Annotated in this window: 15 protein-coding genes and 1 tRNA gene; 12 read left to right on the top strand and 4 right to left on the bottom strand. The window is 70.5% G+C overall.

Annotation, left to right across the window (positions count from 1 at the left end):
• Positions 1 to 31: 31 nt before the first annotated feature.
• Entirely contained in the window at positions 32 to 1,234 is a 1,203-nt protein-coding gene (locus tag ASD84_RS09755; protein ID WP_056709536.1) for a helix-turn-helix domain-containing protein, read from the bottom strand.
• A 133-nt stretch (positions 1,235 to 1,367) separates the two neighbouring features.
• Here ASD84_RS09755 and ASD84_RS09750 point away from each other — a divergent pair.
• A tRNA-Ser gene (locus tag ASD84_RS09750) sits at positions 1,368 to 1,457 on the top strand.
• Positions 1,458 to 1,587: 130 nt separating this feature from the next.
• Complete coding sequence (locus ASD84_RS09745; RefSeq protein WP_056709533.1) at positions 1,588 to 2,310, top strand: DUF922 domain-containing protein; 723 nt, start codon at positions 1,588 to 1,590, stop codon at positions 2,308 to 2,310.
• Between the two features lie 30 nt (positions 2,311 to 2,340).
• Here the strand turns inward: ASD84_RS09745 and ASD84_RS09740 are convergent, their stop codons facing one another.
• Positions 2,341 to 3,420 carry a GGDEF domain-containing protein gene (locus ASD84_RS09740; RefSeq protein WP_056709526.1) on the bottom strand — a complete coding sequence of 360 codons (1,080 nt, stop codon included), beginning with the start codon at positions 3,418 to 3,420 and terminating at the stop codon, positions 2,341 to 2,343.
• Positions 3,421 to 3,510: 90 nt separating this feature from the next.
• Here ASD84_RS09740 and ASD84_RS09735 point away from each other — a divergent pair, with 90 nt between their 5' ends.
• The gene (locus ASD84_RS09735) at positions 3,511 to 4,815 is read left to right on the top strand and encodes an ABC transporter substrate-binding protein (RefSeq protein ID WP_162251515.1); all 1,305 of its coding nucleotides are present in this window, start codon (positions 3,511 to 3,513) and stop codon (positions 4,813 to 4,815) included.
• A 12-nt stretch (positions 4,816 to 4,827) separates the two neighbouring features.
• Positions 4,828 to 5,775, top strand: a complete 948-nt coding sequence (locus ASD84_RS09730) for an alpha/beta hydrolase (RefSeq protein ID WP_235532839.1) — start codon at positions 4,828 to 4,830, stop codon at positions 5,773 to 5,775.
• A gap of 4 nt (positions 5,776 to 5,779) precedes the next feature.
• On the opposite strand, the gene ASD84_RS09725 is transcribed toward ASD84_RS09730, so the two are convergent.
• Positions 5,780 to 6,157: a hypothetical protein gene (locus ASD84_RS09725; RefSeq protein WP_156391729.1), complete on the bottom strand. Its 378-nt coding sequence runs from the start codon at positions 6,155 to 6,157 to the stop codon at positions 5,780 to 5,782.
• Between the two features lie 146 nt (positions 6,158 to 6,303).
• Here ASD84_RS09725 and ASD84_RS09720 point away from each other — a divergent pair, with 146 nt between their 5' ends.
• Entirely contained in the window at positions 6,304 to 7,191 is an 888-nt protein-coding gene (locus ASD84_RS09720) for an AAA family ATPase (protein ID WP_056709522.1), read from the top strand.
• Positions 7,192 to 7,195: 4 nt separating this feature from the next.
• Entirely contained in the window at positions 7,196 to 8,632 is a 1,437-nt protein-coding gene (locus ASD84_RS09715; RefSeq protein WP_056709521.1) for a VWA domain-containing protein, read from the top strand.
• 97 nt (positions 8,633 to 8,729) lie between these two features.
• On the opposite strand, the gene ASD84_RS09710 is transcribed toward ASD84_RS09715, so the two are convergent.
• Positions 8,730 to 9,431 carry a TetR/AcrR family transcriptional regulator gene (locus ASD84_RS09710; RefSeq protein WP_056709519.1) on the bottom strand — a complete coding sequence of 234 codons (702 nt, stop codon included), beginning with the start codon at positions 9,429 to 9,431 and terminating at the stop codon, positions 8,730 to 8,732.
• A 96-nt stretch (positions 9,432 to 9,527) separates the two neighbouring features.
• Between ASD84_RS09710 and ASD84_RS09705 the strand changes: the two genes are divergently transcribed.
• Genes ASD84_RS09705 through ASD84_RS09680 form a run of 6 tightly spaced genes read left to right on the top strand, consistent with a single transcriptional unit; the run spans position 9,528 to position 16,402 of the window.
• Entirely contained in the window at positions 9,528 to 10,724 is a 1,197-nt protein-coding gene (locus ASD84_RS09705; RefSeq protein WP_056709517.1) for a lipid-transfer protein, read from the top strand.
• 50 nt (positions 10,725 to 10,774) lie between these two features.
• Positions 10,775 to 11,209, top strand: a complete 435-nt coding sequence (locus ASD84_RS09700; protein ID WP_056709515.1) for an SRPBCC family protein — start codon at positions 10,775 to 10,777, stop codon at positions 11,207 to 11,209.
• Between the two features lie 36 nt (positions 11,210 to 11,245).
• Entirely contained in the window at positions 11,246 to 12,115 is an 870-nt protein-coding gene (locus tag ASD84_RS09695) for a MaoC/PaaZ C-terminal domain-containing protein (protein WP_056709514.1), read from the top strand.
• Positions 12,116 to 12,132: 17 nt separating this feature from the next.
• Positions 12,133 to 13,002, top strand: coding sequence for an SDR family oxidoreductase (locus tag ASD84_RS09690; RefSeq protein ID WP_056709513.1), 870 nt, complete (start codon positions 12,133 to 12,135; stop codon positions 13,000 to 13,002).
• Between the two features lie 29 nt (positions 13,003 to 13,031).
• Positions 13,032 to 15,266 carry an acyl-CoA dehydrogenase gene (locus ASD84_RS09685; protein ID WP_056709512.1) on the top strand — a complete coding sequence of 745 codons (2,235 nt, stop codon included), beginning with the start codon at positions 13,032 to 13,034 and terminating at the stop codon, positions 15,264 to 15,266.
• Complete coding sequence (locus tag ASD84_RS09680) at positions 15,263 to 16,402, top strand: CaiB/BaiF CoA transferase family protein (RefSeq protein WP_056709510.1); 1,140 nt, start codon at positions 15,263 to 15,265, stop codon at positions 16,400 to 16,402. Before ASD84_RS09685 ends, ASD84_RS09680 begins: the two co-directional genes overlap by 4 nt.
• The last annotated feature ends 32 nt before the right edge of the window (positions 16,403 to 16,434 follow it).

Here is a 16,434-nt window from a genome sequence, read left to right as displayed (position 1 = left end):
CGAGGAGGTTGCGCAGCAACCGTCTCGAGACCTACGCGAGGTCCCTGTCGAGCCGCGCGAGCTGACCCTCGACGAGGGCGAACATCGGCGAGGTCGGCGGTACGACGGCCCGCTGGGCGAGCCACATGTCGTAGTCGTCGCGGCCCCAGCCCGAGCGGGTCCAGGCCGACATCAGCTCCGGCATCCGTGAGCGGAGCAGGCCCTGGCGCAGCGACGCCGCGAGCCCGTCGCGCAGTCGTACGACGCCGGGAGCGCTCGAGCGCGGCAGGATCGGGCCGCCGTACCCACGCATCGCGGAGCGGAGGTCGCCCGCAGCGAGCTGGGCCTCCACGGCGAGCCAGTCGCCGGCCACGGGAGCGGTCAACCGGTACGGCCGGGAGGCGAGGATCTCGTCGCCCAGCAGGCCGCGGAGCCGGTTGAGCTCGGCCCGCAGCGTCGACGTACCGCCGTCCTCCTCGTAGAGCATCACGGCGAGCTCGTCGCCGCTGAGACCGGCGGGGTAGGCCGCCAGGAGGGCCAGGATCTCGCTGTGTCGGCGGGACAACCGGAGGCGGCTGACCTTGCCCTGGCCGTTGTCGATGGTGATGAGGGCTTCGTTGTGGCCGAGCAGCTCGAGCACCAGGCGCAGGCCGGTCGCCCGCTCCGGAGCGGGTGGCGGGGGCAGGAGCCGGGCGAGCTCGGCCTCGGCCAGGCGTGCCGCAGCGCGGACCATCGCCATCGTCTGGGGTACGACGATCGCGTCGCCGCCGGTCACGTCGAGGACACCCAGCACCTGGCTGGTGGCGGGATCGTGGATCGGTGTGGCCGCGCAGCTCCACGAGCGCACCGACGAGCGAAAGTGCTCGTCGCGGGTGATGAAGGCGTCGCGGCCGGTGGCCAGCGCAAGACCGGGCGCGTTGGTGCCGGCCAGTCGTTCGTCCCAGTTGCTGCCCTCGACGAACCCGATCCGTTCGGCCTGGCGCAGCTTCTCCGGCGTGCCGCAGACCCAGAGCAGCGTGCCTTCGTGGTCGGCGAGCGCCATCACGGCGCCGCAGTCGCGGACCTCGTTGCCGAGGACGTCGTCGAGCAGCGGGAACACGCGAGCGAGGGGATGGGCCTGGCGGAGGCCGCGCAGGTCCGGGGTCTCCAGCGCGATCGGCGCTTCGAGCTGGGTGATGTCGACGCCGGCTGCGGCCGAGCGCTCCCAGGATGCGGCGACCTCGGCCCGCATCTGTGTGGGCTCGGTGTCCGTCATGAATCCAGTAGACATCGCCATCCCTCGTGTGACCAGCGTCTCGTCCCCTGACCCTGCCGTCGCAACGTTGCAACGACGTTGCGAGGGGTGCCGGATTTCAGGACCCCCGCCTCGCTCCGCTAATCTCTCCCGCGGTGGCGTGTCCGAGCGGCCGAAGGTGCAACACTCGAAATGTTGTGTGGGGTCAAACCCACCGTGGGTTCAAATCCCACCGCCACCGCCAGGTGATCTCGCAAGAGATCGAAAGATCCGAACCCTCCTCGAGGGTTCGGATCTTCTGGTTCCGGGGTCTGCCCGAACGGGCAGCACTGCCTTCATTGAAGTCCCCTTGGTTGGGTGCGACAGTCGGTTCCATGGCGGTCGCCGGGCACCAGCACGGTGCGGAACAGGAACGACCTGACCAGTACGCCCGCGACACGACTCCCAGCCAGACGCCGCAGGGCGTGCTGGCCCTGCAACGCGCGGCCGGCAACGGCGCCGTGGCTCGGCTCATGGCTGTCCAGCGGTACGCCGTCGGCGCGAAGAAGGACGCCGACTCCGCGACCGTCCTCGCCTGGCTGGCAGCCAACAGCCCCTACGCGCCGGAGGCCGCGCACACCAAGGCCGCCTTCTCCATGAAGCGGGCCTTCGACGCGACGGAGAGCAAGGAGAGCCCCGGGACCTGGACCGTCACGGTGAAGTCGTCGTCGGTCGCCATGACGAAGTCGGTCGACATGCCCACCTGGGCTCCGACCAAGATCAAGGCGGAGTGGGATGCCGCTCACTCGGCGCTTCGGGCGCACGAGGCCCTCCACGAGGGGGTCGCCGACAAGTGGAAGACCACGCTCGAGGGACGCCTCTCCACGTTCACCCACACCACTGCGGCGTCGTCGTGGGACGACGCCACGGCGAAGGCGGGCGTGGAGCTGAATGCGCTGTGGGCCACCTGGATCCAGGAGCACCAGGACGACCAGGACAAGCTCGATCCGTACGCCGTGACCATCGGTGCGCCCCCGACCCCGCCGGCTCCGCCGGCCCCGGCGGCTCCCGAAGCGGCGCCGGAGTCCGGCGAGAACCCGCCGCCGATCGAGGAGTGACCGCACGCGGCCCCGTCCCCCCTGAGGGTCTCAGCGGCAACGGGCTCGCTTGGCGCGGTACAGCGCTTCGTCCGCCAGCCGGAGGAGATCGTCGGGACCTTGCTCCGCGCCCCTCGAGCGGGCCATGCCGATCGAGGTGTGCAGTTCGAACGGTTCACCGGCCACGTCGAACGGCGTCGCGAACGCAGCGAGGATGCGCGCCTCGACCGACTCGGCCCCGCTGCCCCTGGGAAGGAACACCGCGAACTCGTCACCTCCGAGGCGGGCAGCGAAGTCGTCGTCCCGTACGGCGTCCTGCAGCCGGTCCGCGACCTGCTGGAGGACGGAGTCGCCCGCGTGGTGTCCCCAGGTGTCGTTGATCGGCTTGAACCGGTCGAGGTCGAGGAACAGCAGCGCTGCCTGCGAGTCCGGGCGGCCCAGTTCGCCTGCCATGATTCCGAGCAGGGCGGCGCGGTTCGGCAGGCCCGTGAGGGGGTCTGTGAGCGCTCGCGTCCGGTGGTCGGCCGATTCGTGACGGAGCCTGCGTTGTTCGCGACGGTCGAGTCGGAAGACCCACACCAGGACCGCGAACGCGAGGACGAACACGATCGGCAGCAGCAGGCTGAGACGCCGGGTCAGGTCGGCCTGTTGAACGGTCGCCTCGGTGACGGCATCGCGATGTCTGCTGATGATGGCCTCCAGCAGGGTGCGCATGGCGTCGAGTGCCGGGCCGGCGACGCGGTCGTCGGCATCCGTGGTCATGGAGTCCCGGGTGGCCCGGAGCTGGCGGACGTAGCGGGCGTTGAGGACGGCGAACTGCGACAGGGCGAGGCCGTTGCTGCTGGGAACCTGCTGGCGCACCTCCTGGATCAGCAGCGGCATGGCCGCGACCGCCGCCTCCACGCGTTGCCACGCCTCGTCGCTGCCAGAGCGGCGGTAGCCCGCCTCGGCGAACGCCTCCTCGGACAGTGCTTCGCGCAGCAGGGCGAACTGGGAGACCAGCTCGCGCGTGGAGGTCACGCGATCGTTGGCACGCGAGATGGCGGTCAGGGCAGCAGCCGTCGTGCCCGCGAGCCCGAGCAGCGCGACAGCCACCAGCAGCGACGTCACCAGCGATGTGACCCTGTGCATGTGCGGCGCCCTTTCCCTGCCAGTCCTCCTGCTGACTGATCGGCCGAACGGGTCCTCAGATGAGCCGGATCCCGGCCGAAGCCTGTGGTCGTGACATCCCTGCGGTCCTTCCTGCTGGCCGGTCTGCCCTGCCTGCTGGTGGCGCTCGCCGGCTGCGGAGCCGACCCCGGGCCCGAACGTGTCGCCGTCGAGGTGTGGGCCCATGACGGCACGGATGCGGAACGGGCCGTGCTCGAGCAGCAGGTGGCGACGTTCAACGACAGCCACGACGACGTCGAGGTCGAGCTCCGGATGATCGCGGAGGGTGACTACAACGACGCGCTCCAGACCGCGGCGGCGAGTGGCGACCTGCCCGACGTCGCCGAGGTCGACGGCCCGTTGCTGGCCGGCTACGTCCACCAGGATGCGCTCGTGCCTCTCGACGGTCTGCTCCCTGACCAGGTGTTGACCGACCAGTTGTCCTCGCTCAAGGCGCAGGGCTCGCACCACGGCCGCACCTACGCCGTCGGCACCTTCGACTCCGGTCTCGGCCTGTACGCCGACCGCCGGGCGTTGCGGGCAGCCGGAGTGGAGTGGCCGACGACCGTCGATGACGCCTGGACCGCCGAGGAGTTCAGCGCTGCACTGGCGGCGCTCGCGAAGAAGGACGCTGACGGGAAGGTCCTGGACGTGAAGCTCAACTACGGCGTGGGGGAGTGGCTGACCTACGGGTTCGCGCCGCTCGTCGCCTCAGCGGGCGGTGACCTCATCGACCAGGACACGCTCTCGCCGGCGGGTCATCTGGACGGCGCGGCCACCCGGAGTGCGCTGGACACGCTGCGGGGGTGGGCGCCGTACGTCGACCCGAACGAGAAGGACGACGCGTTCGTCTCCCGACGGGCACCCCTTTCCTGGGTCGGGCACTGGACCTACCGCGACTACGCAGCGGCGCTCGGCGACGACCTGCTCGTGCTGCCGCTGCCCGATCTCGGCAACGGCAGCAAGACCGGTCAGGGTTCGTGGGCCTGGACCGTGACCGCCAGCGGCGACGCTCGGCAGCACGCGGCTGCAACGTTCCTGGCCCATCTCCTGCAGGACGAGGAGGTGCTCAGGATGGCGGACGCGAACGGCGCGGTCCCGGGCAGCTCGACTGCGCTGGAGGATTCGACGCTCTACGCCGAGGACGGCCCGCTGGCGCTCTTCGCGGAGCAACTGGTCCGCAGTTGCGGCATCGATGCGCCGACCGCGACCTGCGTGGCCGTGGCGCGACCGGTCACTCCGGGCTACGCCGTCCTGAGCAGCCAGTTCGCGCAGGCGGTGTCCGTGGCGCTCTCGGGAAGGGCTGCTGGCCCGGCGCTGCTGGAGGCGGTGGCGTTCGTACGGGCCGACCTCGAGGACAACGACGGGTTCCGCTGACCTTCGGAGCCCGTGCCGGTCAACCGGCCGGGTGCCTCGGGCGTCATCATCTTCGACATGGGCGACGCAAGAGGTACACGGATCAGTCGGCGGGGGCTCCTGCTCGGCGGGACCGGTGCCGCCGTCGCAGGGGGCGCGGCACTCGCCGGGATCGAGACCGAGGTGCTGCCCGGCCGAGCCTGGCTCTACCACCGCCTCGGGCGTGACGGAGCCGAGGGCGTCGTACCCGATGTCGAGGCGGGCGCCTTCGCGTCGGGCACCTTCGCGTCCCGGGCGCGTGGCAAGGACGTCGGCTGGGCGATCTCTCGCCCGCCCGGCGCCACCGGCACGCTGCCCGTGGTGGTGGCACTGCACGGACGCAGGCAGGACCACACCTCGGCGTTCCGACCCGACCGGTTGGGCCTCGACCGGTTCCTCGCGGCGGCCGTGGCGGACGGCGTCCCGCCCTTCGCGATCGCCAGTGTCGACGGCGGGGACTCGTACTGGCACGACCGGGCCGACGGCGATCACGCCAGCACGATGGTGATCGACGAGTTCCTGCCCCTGCTCGCGGACCACGGCTTCGACACGCGCCGGATCGGCCTGCTCGGCTGGTCGATGGGCGGTTTCGGCGCGCTCCGCTTCGCCTCGCTCCTCGGTCCCGATCGGGTCCCCGCGGTGGCGGCCCTGTCGCCCGCGCTGTGGCGCGAGTACGACGACACGGCGCCGGGCGCGTACGACGACGAGGCCGACTTCGACGCGACGACGGTCATGGGTCGCCAGCAGGACCTCGACGGCATCGCGGTGCGGGTCGACTGCGGTGAGGGCGACCCGTTCTACGCGACGTCGAAGGAGTACGTCGAAGGGTTCGACCGCCGGCCCGCTGGTGGCTTCGAGCTCGGTGACCACGACAGCGGCTACTGGCGACGGATCGCTCCGTCGGTGCTGGCGTTCCTGGGCGGCGCCATCGCCCAGCGGTGACTTCTCAGCCGGGGGCGGTGGTGGGTGCGGCGGCACCGAGACACACCGCGACGAGCTCGCCGGCGACCTCGCCGCTGAAGACCGCCCAGCCGTGGTCGAAGGACACCAGTTCGGTGTCGCCCTCGGGGGTGCGCACGATCGCCTTGCTGGGGATCACGTCGCGGTCGAAGCCGGTGAAGGAGCACCGGTTGAGCTGCATCATGTCGTCGAGCGGACCTGACTGCATGCCCAGCTGCTCGGCAGGCTCGGTCGGCTGGGGCGAGGTGATCACGTTCATGGCGCCGAAGCCGACGAGGAGGGTCAGCGCGCCCGCCGTACTGGCCGAACGGATCGCCTGGACCACGACCCGGAAGCGGCGGGCGGGCATGACTTCATCAGTCATTGGTGGCCCCCCTGCGCGTTCTGTTTGGTCGACGGTCTGTTGTCGATCTCAACGAGTCGGAAGGGTCGGAGTCACGACCCGGAACGGGTGATCCACCAGACATCAACCGGGACGTGGATGTCCGGACCACCCACCGGACCGGCACTATGGGGCGCATGACCTGGTTCGAATCACCGGCCGACGCGGCCACTCGGCTCGGTGCCGCCGGCTACCTCGCCGACGCTGCAACAGCCACGACGACCTACCTCGCGGGCGCGCTCGAGAAGCCGCTGCTGCTCGAGGGTCCGGCCGGTGTCGGCAAGACCGAGCTCGCCAAGGCGGTGTCGCGCGCCACGGGTGCAGAACTCGTGAGGCTGCAGTGCTACGAGGGACTCGACGAGGCCCGGGCGCTCTACGAGTGGAACTACAAGAAGCAGCTGCTGCGCATCCAGGCCGCCAACGCCTCGAACAACGCGGGCGGGGACTGGAACGCCACCCACGACGACATCTTCACCGAGGAGTTCCTGCTCACCCGGCCGCTGCTCACGGCGATCCGTCGCGACGAGCCGACGGTGCTGCTGATCGATGAGGTCGACAAGACCGACATCGAGGTCGAGGGGTTGCTCCTCGAGGTGCTCAGCGACTTCCAGGTGACCATCCCCGAGCTGGGGACCGTCGCCGCGACGCGCCGGCCGTTCGTCGTACTCACCTCGAACGCGAGCCGGGAGCTGTCCGAGGCGGTCAAGCGCCGGTGCCTCTACCTTCACCTCGATTACCCCGACGCCGCGCGTGAGCGGGAGATCCTGCAGCAGCAGGTCCCCGGTCTGGACGACCGGATCGCCGAGCAGCTCGTCGCGACGGTCGCCCGGATGCGTGAGCTGGAGCTCAAGAAGGCGCCCTCGATCGCGGAGTCGGTCGACTGGGCGCGCACGCTGATCGCGCTCGAGATCCGCGACCTCGACGAGAAGGCGATCCGCGACACCCTCGGTGCGGTGCTCAAGCATCAGTCCGACCACGAGCGGGCTGTCAAGGAGCTCAAGCTCAACCGGGCGTGACGACATGACCCCTGATCGCTCAGGCCGCTCCGGGCTCCTGGACCGCCACCTCGCGTTCGTCGAGGCGCTGCGCGGTGCCGGGCTGTCCGTGTCGCTGGCCGAGGACCTCGATGCCGTGGCTGCCCTCTCGGCACTGCACTGGACGAGCCGCGACACCGTGCGGGATGCGTTCGCCGCCACCATGGTCAAGAAGCAGTCGCAACGTACGACGTTCGACGCGCTCTTCGACGTCTACTTCCCCGGCATGGTGGGCAACGGCGCGGCCGCGACAGGGGCGACCGACGGGGACGGCAACGGCGACGGCGAGCAGGGTGAGGGTGGCCCGGTCCGCGACAACGCCGAGGCGCTGCTGAGCTTCCGCGACCGGCTCGCCGAGATGCTCGAAGCGGGCGAGATGGACCCGGCGGAGATGCAGCGGATGGCGGCCGAGATGGTCGGCACCTTCGGCTCGATGCCCGGCCGTGGCCCCGGACTGTCCTCGTGGTCGGCCTACACCGCCCTGCAGCGAGTGGCCCCGCAGGAGCTGATCGACCGGCTGGTCCAGGGCTTGATGGCCGACGGAGCCGATGAGGACGACGCCCGGCGGGTGGCCAACCAGCGGATCGGGGCCTTCACCGCGATGGTCGAGGGCGACGCGCGTCGCCGGATCGCCGAGGAGAAGGGCCCCGATCACGTCGCTGAAGTGGCGGTGCGCCCCAGCATCGACCAGCTCGCGTTCATGGCCGCGCGGCGCACCGACCTCGACGAGATGCGCAAGGAGATCTTCCCGCTCGCCCGGCGCCTCGCGACCCGGCTCGCGAAGGAGCAGCACTCACGCCACGCGCGTTCGGCCCCCTTGGACTTCCGGCGGACCGTCCGTGCCTCGATGGCCACCGGCGGCGTACCCATGACCACCCACCACCGGCCCAAGCGTCCCCACCGCACGGACCTGGTCGTGCTCTGCGACGTGAGCGGTTCGACCGCCAACTTCGCGCAGTTCACCCTGCTCTTCGTGTTCGCCCTGCGCGAGGTGTTCCAGAGCATGCGCGCGTTCACGTTCATCGACCACGTGCACGAGGTCACCGGCCACTTCCGTCCGGGGGCCGACCCCGTCGACGTCCTCGCCGACCTCGCCGCGAGCGCCAGCCACGCAGCCCTGTGGGGTCGCACCAACTACGGCCGCGTGTTCACCAAGTTCGCCGAGCAGCATGCCGACGCCCTCGGTCCGAAGACCACGTTGCTGATCCTCGGCGACGCCCGCTCCAACTACAGCGACCTCCACGAGGACACCCTCAAGCAGCTCGCCGGCCAGGTGAAGCGGGCGTTCTGGCTGAACCCCGAGCACGAGCGCAACTGGGGCACGGGCGACTCCGCCGCGCCGACGTACGGCGAGATCGTGCGGATGATCGAGTGCCGCAACCTCAACCAGCTCAGCGAGTTCGTGCACGAGCTGGCCTGGTAGGCGGCGGGAGTTTCACCGGCCGAGCGGTGAAACTCATGCTTGGACGATGAAACTTCCTCGTCCCAGCGGGAGTTTCACCGGCTGGCCGGTGAAACTCTCACCGACGCGAGACCAGCCGCTGGTCCGGAGTCATCGGTACGCCGAGCCGGTCGGCGTGGGAGGACAGCACACTCCACACCGCGTCGGTCAGGAACTCGACCAGCTCCTCGGCACTGCTGCGCGCCTCCGGGTGGGCCACCCACCGGTTGACGCTGCCGTCGACGAGGCCGACGATCCCGAACGCCAGGTTCTGGGCGGCACCCGGCGGTGGTGGTTCGCTGGACAGCTGCGCGAGCTCGGACTCGAGGAGAGTCACGAGCCCCAGTGCGATCGCCGTCCTGGTGCCGGTGACGACGCGCGAGCCGGTACGACGCCGGGTGGCTGACCCGGTGCCGAGGAACTGCTGCAGCCGGGGGTGGTCGGCCACCCAGCCCACGTAGGTCGTGGTGGCGCGGCTGATCGCTTCCCTGATGGTGCCGGTGGGGTCGAGCGCGGGCGCGAGGTCGGCCATCAGGGTGTCGATGATCCGGGTCCGGATCTGTTCGTCGAGGTCGTCGCGGTTCTCGAACAGCCGGTAGACGACCGAGCGGGGGACCGAGGCCCGGTCGGCGATCGCGGCGACGCCGATCGCCCCACCTTCGGCATCGATCGCGTCGATCGCTGCCGCGAGGATCCGCTCGTGCCGCGCTGCGCGGTGGTCGTCCCAGCGGGTGTCGCGACCGTCCGGGGTCGTGCTCGCATCGACCGTCGTCCTCGCCACGGGGCGCACATTACCGCCGATGCTCTTGACTGGACAGCCTGTCCGACGTACTTTTGCCCGGACATCGTGTCCGAGGAAAAATGAGGGAGCCGTCAGATGGCGAACAAGGTCTATGTCGTCGGAGTCGGGATGACGAAGTTCGAGAAGCCCGGATCCCGGGACTGGGACTACCCCGACATGGCGCGCGAGTCGGGCACCAAGGCGCTCGAGGACGCGGGCATCGACTACCGCGAGGTCCAGCAGGCCTATGTCGGCTACGTCTACGGCGAGTCCACCGCCGGCCAGCGGGCGGTCTACGAGCTCGGGATGACCGGCCTGCCGGTCGTCAACGTGAACAACAACTGCTCGACCGGTTCCACCGCGCTCTACCTGGCCACCCAGGCGATCCGGGGCGGTCTCGCCGACTGCACGCTCGCGCTCGGCTTCGAGAAGATGCAGCCGGGCTCGCTCGGGTCGATGTACGACGACCGCGAGCAGCCGCTGATGAAGCACCTCCTCGCGCTCGCGGAGCTCCAGGAGTTCGCGATGCCGCCGGCGCCGTACATGTTCGGCGCGGCCGGCAACGAGCACATGGAGCTGTATGGCACGACGGTGGAGCAGTTCGCGAAGGTCGGGGTGAAGAACCACCGCCACTCGGCGAACAACCCGTACGCCCAGTTCCAGGACGTCTACACGCTCGAGGAGATCCTCGCGTCCCGCCAGGTGTACGGACCGCTGACCAAGCTGCAGTGCTCGCCGACCTCGGACGGCTCGGGCGCGGTGATCCTCGCGAGCGAGGCGTTCGTGGAGAAGCACGGGCTCGGCGACCAGGCCGTGGAGGTCATCGGTCAGTCGATGGTGACCGACATGGACAGCACCTTCACCGACAAGTCGGCGCAGTCGCTGGTCGGGAAGGAGATGTCGCGTCGCGCGGCCAACGAGGTCTACGCACAGGCCGGCATCAGCGCGGAGGACGTCGACGTCATCGAGCTGCACGACTGCTTCTCCGCCAACGAGCTGCTCACCTACGAGGCGCTCGGACTGTGCGCCGACGGCGAGGCCGGCAAGCTCATCGACAACGACGACACGACGTACGGCGGCCGCTGGGTCGTCAACCCGTCCGGCGGCCTGATCTCCAAGGGCCACCCCCTCGGCGCGACCGGCCTTGCCCAGTGCAGCGAGCTCACCTGGCAGCTGCGCGGCACCGCCGACGCCCGTCAGGTCGAGTCGGCCGCAGGCACGGGCGGCGTCGCGCTCCAGCACAACATCGGTCTCGGTGGTGCCGTCGTCGTGACGGCCTACCGCCGCGCCTGACCCACCCCTTCCAGCACACCTCACCCACACCGCAAACAGGAGAAACAACCATGGCCAGCGTTTCCGTCACCCAGACCCTTCCCGTCGACCCGCAGACCGCGTGGGACAACCTGTCCAACCTCGGCGAGTGGGAGAACTGGCTCTCGATCCACCAGAACTGGAAGAGCGAGCTCCCCGCCGAGATCACCGTCGGCACCCAGGTGACCGAGGTCGTCTCGGTCATGGGCATGGCGAACAAGATCGAGTGGACCATCACCGAGCTCGAGGCGCCGAACACGGTGACCATCGAAGGCCTCGGCATGGCCGGCGTGAAAATCAAGTTCGTCCTGTCGGTCGCCCCTGACGCGAACGGCTCGACCGCCACCATCGACGCCGACTTCAACGGCGCGATGATCGTCGGCCCGATCGGCAAGGCCGTCGCGAAGAACGCCCAGGGAGACCTGGAGAAGTCGTTGGCCAAGTTCTCCGAGCTCGTCTCCGCCTGAGCTGACGGGGATGACGGGGCTGACGGGGACGAAGCGATGACGACGGCAGTGACCTTCGAGGACTCCGGGCTGGGTGAGTGGACCGAGGACCAGGTCTTCGAGGTCACCGCCGAGCGGATCGCGGAGTACGCGGCGGCGACCAACGACCCGATCGAGGCGCACCTCAAGGGCGAGCTGGCCTCCCCGGTGTTCGCCGTGGTGCCGACCTTCTTCTCGCTCGCACCGGCCGCCCTCGGGGTGGCGCCGGTGGAGCTGCTGATGAAGCTCGTCCACGGTGAGCAGGACTTCCACTTCCACCGGCCGATCCGGCCGGGCGACGTGCTCACCTGCCGCGCCCGCGCGACCGGGTACGCCGCGCTCAGCACCGGCTCGACGGTGACGGTGTACGCCGAGACGCGCGACGCCGACGGCGAGCTGGTCAACGAGCAGTGGCTCTCGGCCTTCTTCCGTGGCGTCGATGCCGGCAGCACCATCGGCGAGCAGGCTCCCGGGCACGGACTTGCGGGGTCGGTCACCGCCGCCGAGCCGGTCGCCGTCGTCACCCAGCACGTCGACGACGACCAGACCTTCCGCTACTCCCCGGCCTCGGGTGACCCGATGCCGATCCACCTCGACGAGGAGATCGCGCAGCTGTCGGGTCTGCCCGGGATCATCAACCACGGCCTGTGCACGATGGCCTTCACCTCGTGGGCGGCGCTCGAGGAGTTCGCGGCCGGGGACGTCTCGCGTCTCAAGCGTCTGGCCGTCCGCTTCGCCCGGCCGGTGCTGCCGGGCCAGGACATCACGACGAGCTTCTGGCGACTCGACGACCCCACGGTCGACGCCGGCACCACGGCGTACGGCTTCCAGACCGCGGTCGGCGACGACCTCGTGATCCGTGACGGCCTGGCCGTCCTCACCGACTGACACCGAAGGACTGCACCATGGGAACTCTTGACGGACGCGTCGCCATCGTCACCGGCGCTGGCCGCGGCATCGGCCGTGAGCACGCTCTCCTCCTCGCGTGGGAGGGCGCCGCGGTCGTGGTCAACGACCTCGGCGGCTCCAACGAGGGCACCGGCGCCGACGCCGGACCTGCCCAGGAGGTCGCCGACGAGATCATCGCCGCCGGCGGGCGCGCGGTCGCGAACACCGACAACGTCGCGTCGTGGGTCGGCGCGGAAGCACTGGTCCGGCAGGCGATCGACGAGCTCGGTGGCCTGGACATCCTGATCAACAACGCGGGCATCCTGCGCGACGCCTTCCTCCCGTCGATGACCGAGGAGCAGTGGGACTCGGTCATCACGGTCCACCTCAAGGGTCACGCCGCGCCGCTCCATCACGCGGCGGCGTACTGGAAGGCGCAGAGCAAGGCGGGTGTCGAGGTCAACGCGGCGGTCGTCAACACCGCGTCCGCGTCGGGCACCTTCATGCCGAACGCGGGCCAGGCCAACTACGGCGCCGCGAAGGCGGGCATCGCAGCCCTGACGCTGGTCGCGGCCGACGAGCTCGAGCGGTACGGCGTCCGGGTCAACGCGATCGCACCGATCGCCCGCACCCGGCTGACCCTCGCCACCCCAGGCATGGGTGCCCTGTTCGCGGCCGAGGTCGCCGAGGGGGAGTTCGACGCGTTCGCACCGTCGAACATCTCGCCGCTGGTGGCCCGGCTGGCTGCCCCCGACTGCAAGCTCACCGGCAAGGTCTTCGCCGTCCAGGGTGGCGGCATCTCCGAGCTCGCGGGCTGGCACGACGTCGCCACGATCGAGTCCGACGGCCCGTGGGAGATCGGCGACCTCGCCGATCGCCTCGGCTGAGCCCACCCACCACCAGCAGGAGACCTGACATGGCACGCCAGTCCTACGAGCTGGGCCTCGGGCTCATCGACGAGCACATCGACCTGGCCAACGCGGTCGCCGACCTCGCGGCGGCACTGATCCCGGCCGAGGTCGTCCGCAAGGACCTCGACAGCGCGGGGGAGAAGTTCCCGTCCTTCTGGTCGTCGCTGGTCGACTACGACCTGCTCGGCCTGCACGTCGCGGAACAGTCCGGTGGCGCAGGCGGGGGCCTGTTGACGCTCGCCGTGGCGCTCGAGGCGCTGGGTCGCCATGCGGCGCCGGGCCCGTTCGTCCCGACGGTGCTGGCCTCGGCCCTCATCCAGGCCGACGGCGGCAAGCAGGCCGTCGAGCTGCTGCCCCGCCTGATCGACGGTACGACGACCGCTGCTGTCGCGCTCGACGCATCTGGTGTGCCAACGGCTGTCGGCGCTGACGGCTCCGGCGGCGCGCTGACCGTTTCCGGCACCTGGGAGGGCGTCCTCGACGGCGAGCACGCCGACCACTTCGTGCTGCCGCTGTCGCACGACGGCCGCACGACGTGGGTGGTCGTGGGGGCTGCCGCGGTCGAGGTCGCCCGTCAGGACAGCATCGACGTCGTGCGCGGCTCGGCCCGCGTCACGGCCGAAGGACTGCGCATCGACGCAGACCACGTGCTCGGATCCCTGCCCGCAGAGCGAGCCCGGTCCATCGCGACCGTCGTCCTCGGTGCCGAGGCGACCGGGGTGATGGCGTGGGCGGTCGCGGCGGCCGCGGAGTACGCGAAGATCCGGGTCCAGTTCGGCCGCCCGATCGGCCAGTTCCAGGGCGTCAAGCACAAGTGCGCCCGGATGGGCATCGCCCTCGAGCAGGCCCGCGCGGCCGTCTGGGACGCTGCCGTCGCGATCGACAAGGGCGACGACAACGCCGACTACGCGGCGACGGTCGCGGCGGTCGTCGTACCGGAGCTTGCGGTCGAGGTGACCCAGGACTGCATCCAGGTGCACGGCGGCATCGGCTTCACCTGGGAGCACGACGCGCACCTCTACTACCGCCGCGCGCTCTCGATCCGGGGTGTCCTCGGCGGCCGCGAGGAGCACACGCTGCGCCTCGCGGACCTGGCCCTGGCCGGTGTCGGACGAGCCCTGGAGATCGAGCTCCCGGAGGAGGCCGAGACGATCCGTCCCGCGATCCGCTCGGCGCTGGAGGCCATCGCCACCATCTCCGACGAGGACGAGCAGCTGGTCGCGCTCGGCGACGGCGGCTGGGTGCAGCCGCACCTGCCGACGCCCTACGGTCGGGCCGCCGGTCCGCTCGAGCAGATCGTGATCATGCAGGAGGTCAAGCGGGCCGGCATCAACCTGCCGCAGCTGCTGATGGGCACGTGGGCCGTCGGCGCGATCGTGCCGCACGGCACCGAGCAACAGCGCCAGGACCTCGTGGTCCCGACGTTGCGCGGCGAGGTCGTGTGGTGCCAGCTCTTCAGTGAGCCCGGCGCCGGCTCCGACCTGGCGTCGATCGCGACGAAGGCCGTCAAGGTCGACGGCGGGTGGAAGGTCACCGGCCAGAAGATCTGGACCACCGTCGCCCAGTTCTCCGACTGGGCGATGCTGATCGCCCGCACCAACCCCGCTGCGCCGAAGCACGAGGGCATCACCTACTTCGTCCTGGACATGTCGAGCGAGGGCGTCGACGTGCGCCCGTTGCGGGAGATGACCGGGTCGGCCCTGTTCAACGAGGTGTTCCTCGACGACGTCTTCATCCCGGACGAGAACGTGGTCGGCGAGGTCGACCACGGCTGGGAGGTCGCGCGGACGACGCTCGCCGGCGAGCGGGTGGCCCTGAGCCAGAAGATGGAGGCCTACGCCAACGACGGCGACCTGCTCCGGTTCGCCAGGAACCGCGTCGCGAAGGGACCGGACCTCGGCCCGATCGCCCGCCACCGCCTGGGGGAGCTCCTGGCGCAGAGCCAGGCGATCGACGTCATCAGCGCCCGGGTCGTGCTCAAGCAGCTCGCCGGTGCGGACGTCAGTACGACGTCCAGCGCCGGGAAGCTGCTGGCGATGGGCATCAGCCAGCAGATCGCGGAGTTCATCGTGGCCGAGCTCGGGATCGCCGGCACCGTCGCGGTGCCCGGCCAGCCGAGCGACCACGCCATCGAGCAGCTGATCGCCGGCCGCGCCACCACGATCTACGGCGGCACGACCGAGGTGCAGCTCAACGTGATCGGCGAGCGGATGCTCGGGCTGCCGCGGGATGCGCAGTGAGCGCCGGTCCGCTCGCCGGACTCAAGGTCGTCGAGCTCACCAGCCTCGCGCCGGCTCCGTTCGCCTGCATGGTGCTGGCCGACCTCGGGGCGGAGGTGATCCGGGTCGACCGCGCGGGGGGTGGCGACGCGCTCGCCGTACCGTCGGGGTACTTCGACCGCGGCCAGAAGTCGATCGCGGTCGACCTCAAGGACCCGCGTGGCGTCGACATCGTCCGCGACCTCATCGCCGATGCCGACGTCCTCGTGGAGGGCTTCCGGCCCGGTGTAGCCGAGCGGCTCGGCGTCGGCCCCGAGGACTGCCGGGCGTGGAATCCCGGACTGGTCTACGGCCGGCTCACCGGCTACGGCCAGCACGGTCCGATGGCCCAGGCCGCCGGCCACGACATCAACTACATCGCCCTTGCAGGAGCGCTCGAGCCGATCGGTCGGGTGGGCGAGCGTCCGCTGCCCTCGCTCAACCTCGTTGCGGACTTCGCCGGTGGCGGGTTCCTGCTGGTGATCGGGGTGCTCGCTGCGCTGCGCGAGCGGGAGTTCTCCGGCAAGGGGCAGGTCGTCGACGCCTCGATGGTGGAGGGCGCCGCGCTGCTCACCACCTTCGTGCACGCGATGGCGTCCACCGGCCTCTGGATGCCCGAGCGTGGCACCAACTTCCTCGACTCCGGCGCCGCCTTCTACGACACCTACGTCTGCAGCGACGGGAAGTACGTTGCTGTCGGGGCGCTCGAGCCGCAGTTCTACGCCGAGCTCCTGGCCGGGCTCGGACTCAGCGACGAGGACCTCCCTTCGCCGTTCGACCTCGACCAGGCGGGCAAGCTCCGCGCGGTCTTCCAGGGTGTGTTCCTGACGAAGGCCCGCGACGAGTGGACCGAGGTGTTCGACGGTGTGGACGCCTGCGTCACGCCGGTGCTCTCGCCGAGCGAGGCCCCCGACCACCCGCACAACCGCGCGCGGCAGAGCTTCGTCGAGGTCGGCGGGCGCCTCCAGCCGGCCCCGGCGCCGCGCTTCTCGCGCAGCGCCCCGCCCACTCCGTCTGCCGCACCCCGGATGGGTGCCCACACCGACGACCTCCTCGCAGAGCTCGGCCTCAGCGCCGAGGCCATCGCCGAGCTCCGCTCCGCCGGCGTCGTCGGCTGACGTTCGCCTTCCCGTTCCACCCACCACTGCAA

This window comes from Nocardioides sp. Root682 (assembly GCF_001427795.1).
In the GTDB taxonomy this organism is placed as follows: domain Bacteria; phylum Actinomycetota; class Actinomycetes; order Propionibacteriales; family Nocardioidaceae; genus Nocardioides.
The sequence above is the reverse complement of the archived record's forward strand: the minus strand, read 5'-3'. Positions and strand labels throughout refer to the sequence as shown.

Bases quoted from the DNA above. Each gene is read 5' to 3' on its own strand.
- ASD84_RS09715 (WP_056709521.1), top strand. From the start codon at position 7,196: ATGACCCCTGATCGCTCAGGCCGCTCCGGGCTCCTGGACCGCCACCTC.
- ASD84_RS09725 (WP_156391729.1), bottom strand. From the start codon at position 6,157: ATGACTGATGAAGTCATGCCCGCCCGCCGCTTCCGGGTCGTGGTCCAG.
- ASD84_RS09690 (WP_056709513.1), top strand. From the start codon at position 12,133: ATGGGAACTCTTGACGGACGCGTCGCCATCGTCACCGGCGCTGGCCGC.
- ASD84_RS09755 (WP_056709536.1), bottom strand. From the start codon at position 1,234: ATGACGGACACCGAGCCCACACAGATGCGGGCCGAGGTCGCCGCATCC.
- ASD84_RS09685 (WP_056709512.1), top strand. From the start codon at position 13,032: ATGGCACGCCAGTCCTACGAGCTGGGCCTCGGGCTCATCGACGAGCAC.
- ASD84_RS09705 (WP_056709517.1), top strand. From the start codon at position 9,528: ATGGCGAACAAGGTCTATGTCGTCGGAGTCGGGATGACGAAGTTCGAG.
- ASD84_RS09695 (WP_056709514.1), top strand. From the start codon at position 11,246: ATGACGACGGCAGTGACCTTCGAGGACTCCGGGCTGGGTGAGTGGACC.
- ASD84_RS09740 (WP_056709526.1), bottom strand. From the start codon at position 3,420: ATGCACAGGGTCACATCGCTGGTGACGTCGCTGCTGGTGGCTGTCGCG.
- ASD84_RS09700 (WP_056709515.1), top strand. From the start codon at position 10,775: ATGGCCAGCGTTTCCGTCACCCAGACCCTTCCCGTCGACCCGCAGACC.
- ASD84_RS09745 (WP_056709533.1), top strand. From the start codon at position 1,588: ATGGCGGTCGCCGGGCACCAGCACGGTGCGGAACAGGAACGACCTGAC.
- ASD84_RS09720 (WP_056709522.1), top strand. From the start codon at position 6,304: ATGGGGCGCATGACCTGGTTCGAATCACCGGCCGACGCGGCCACTCGG.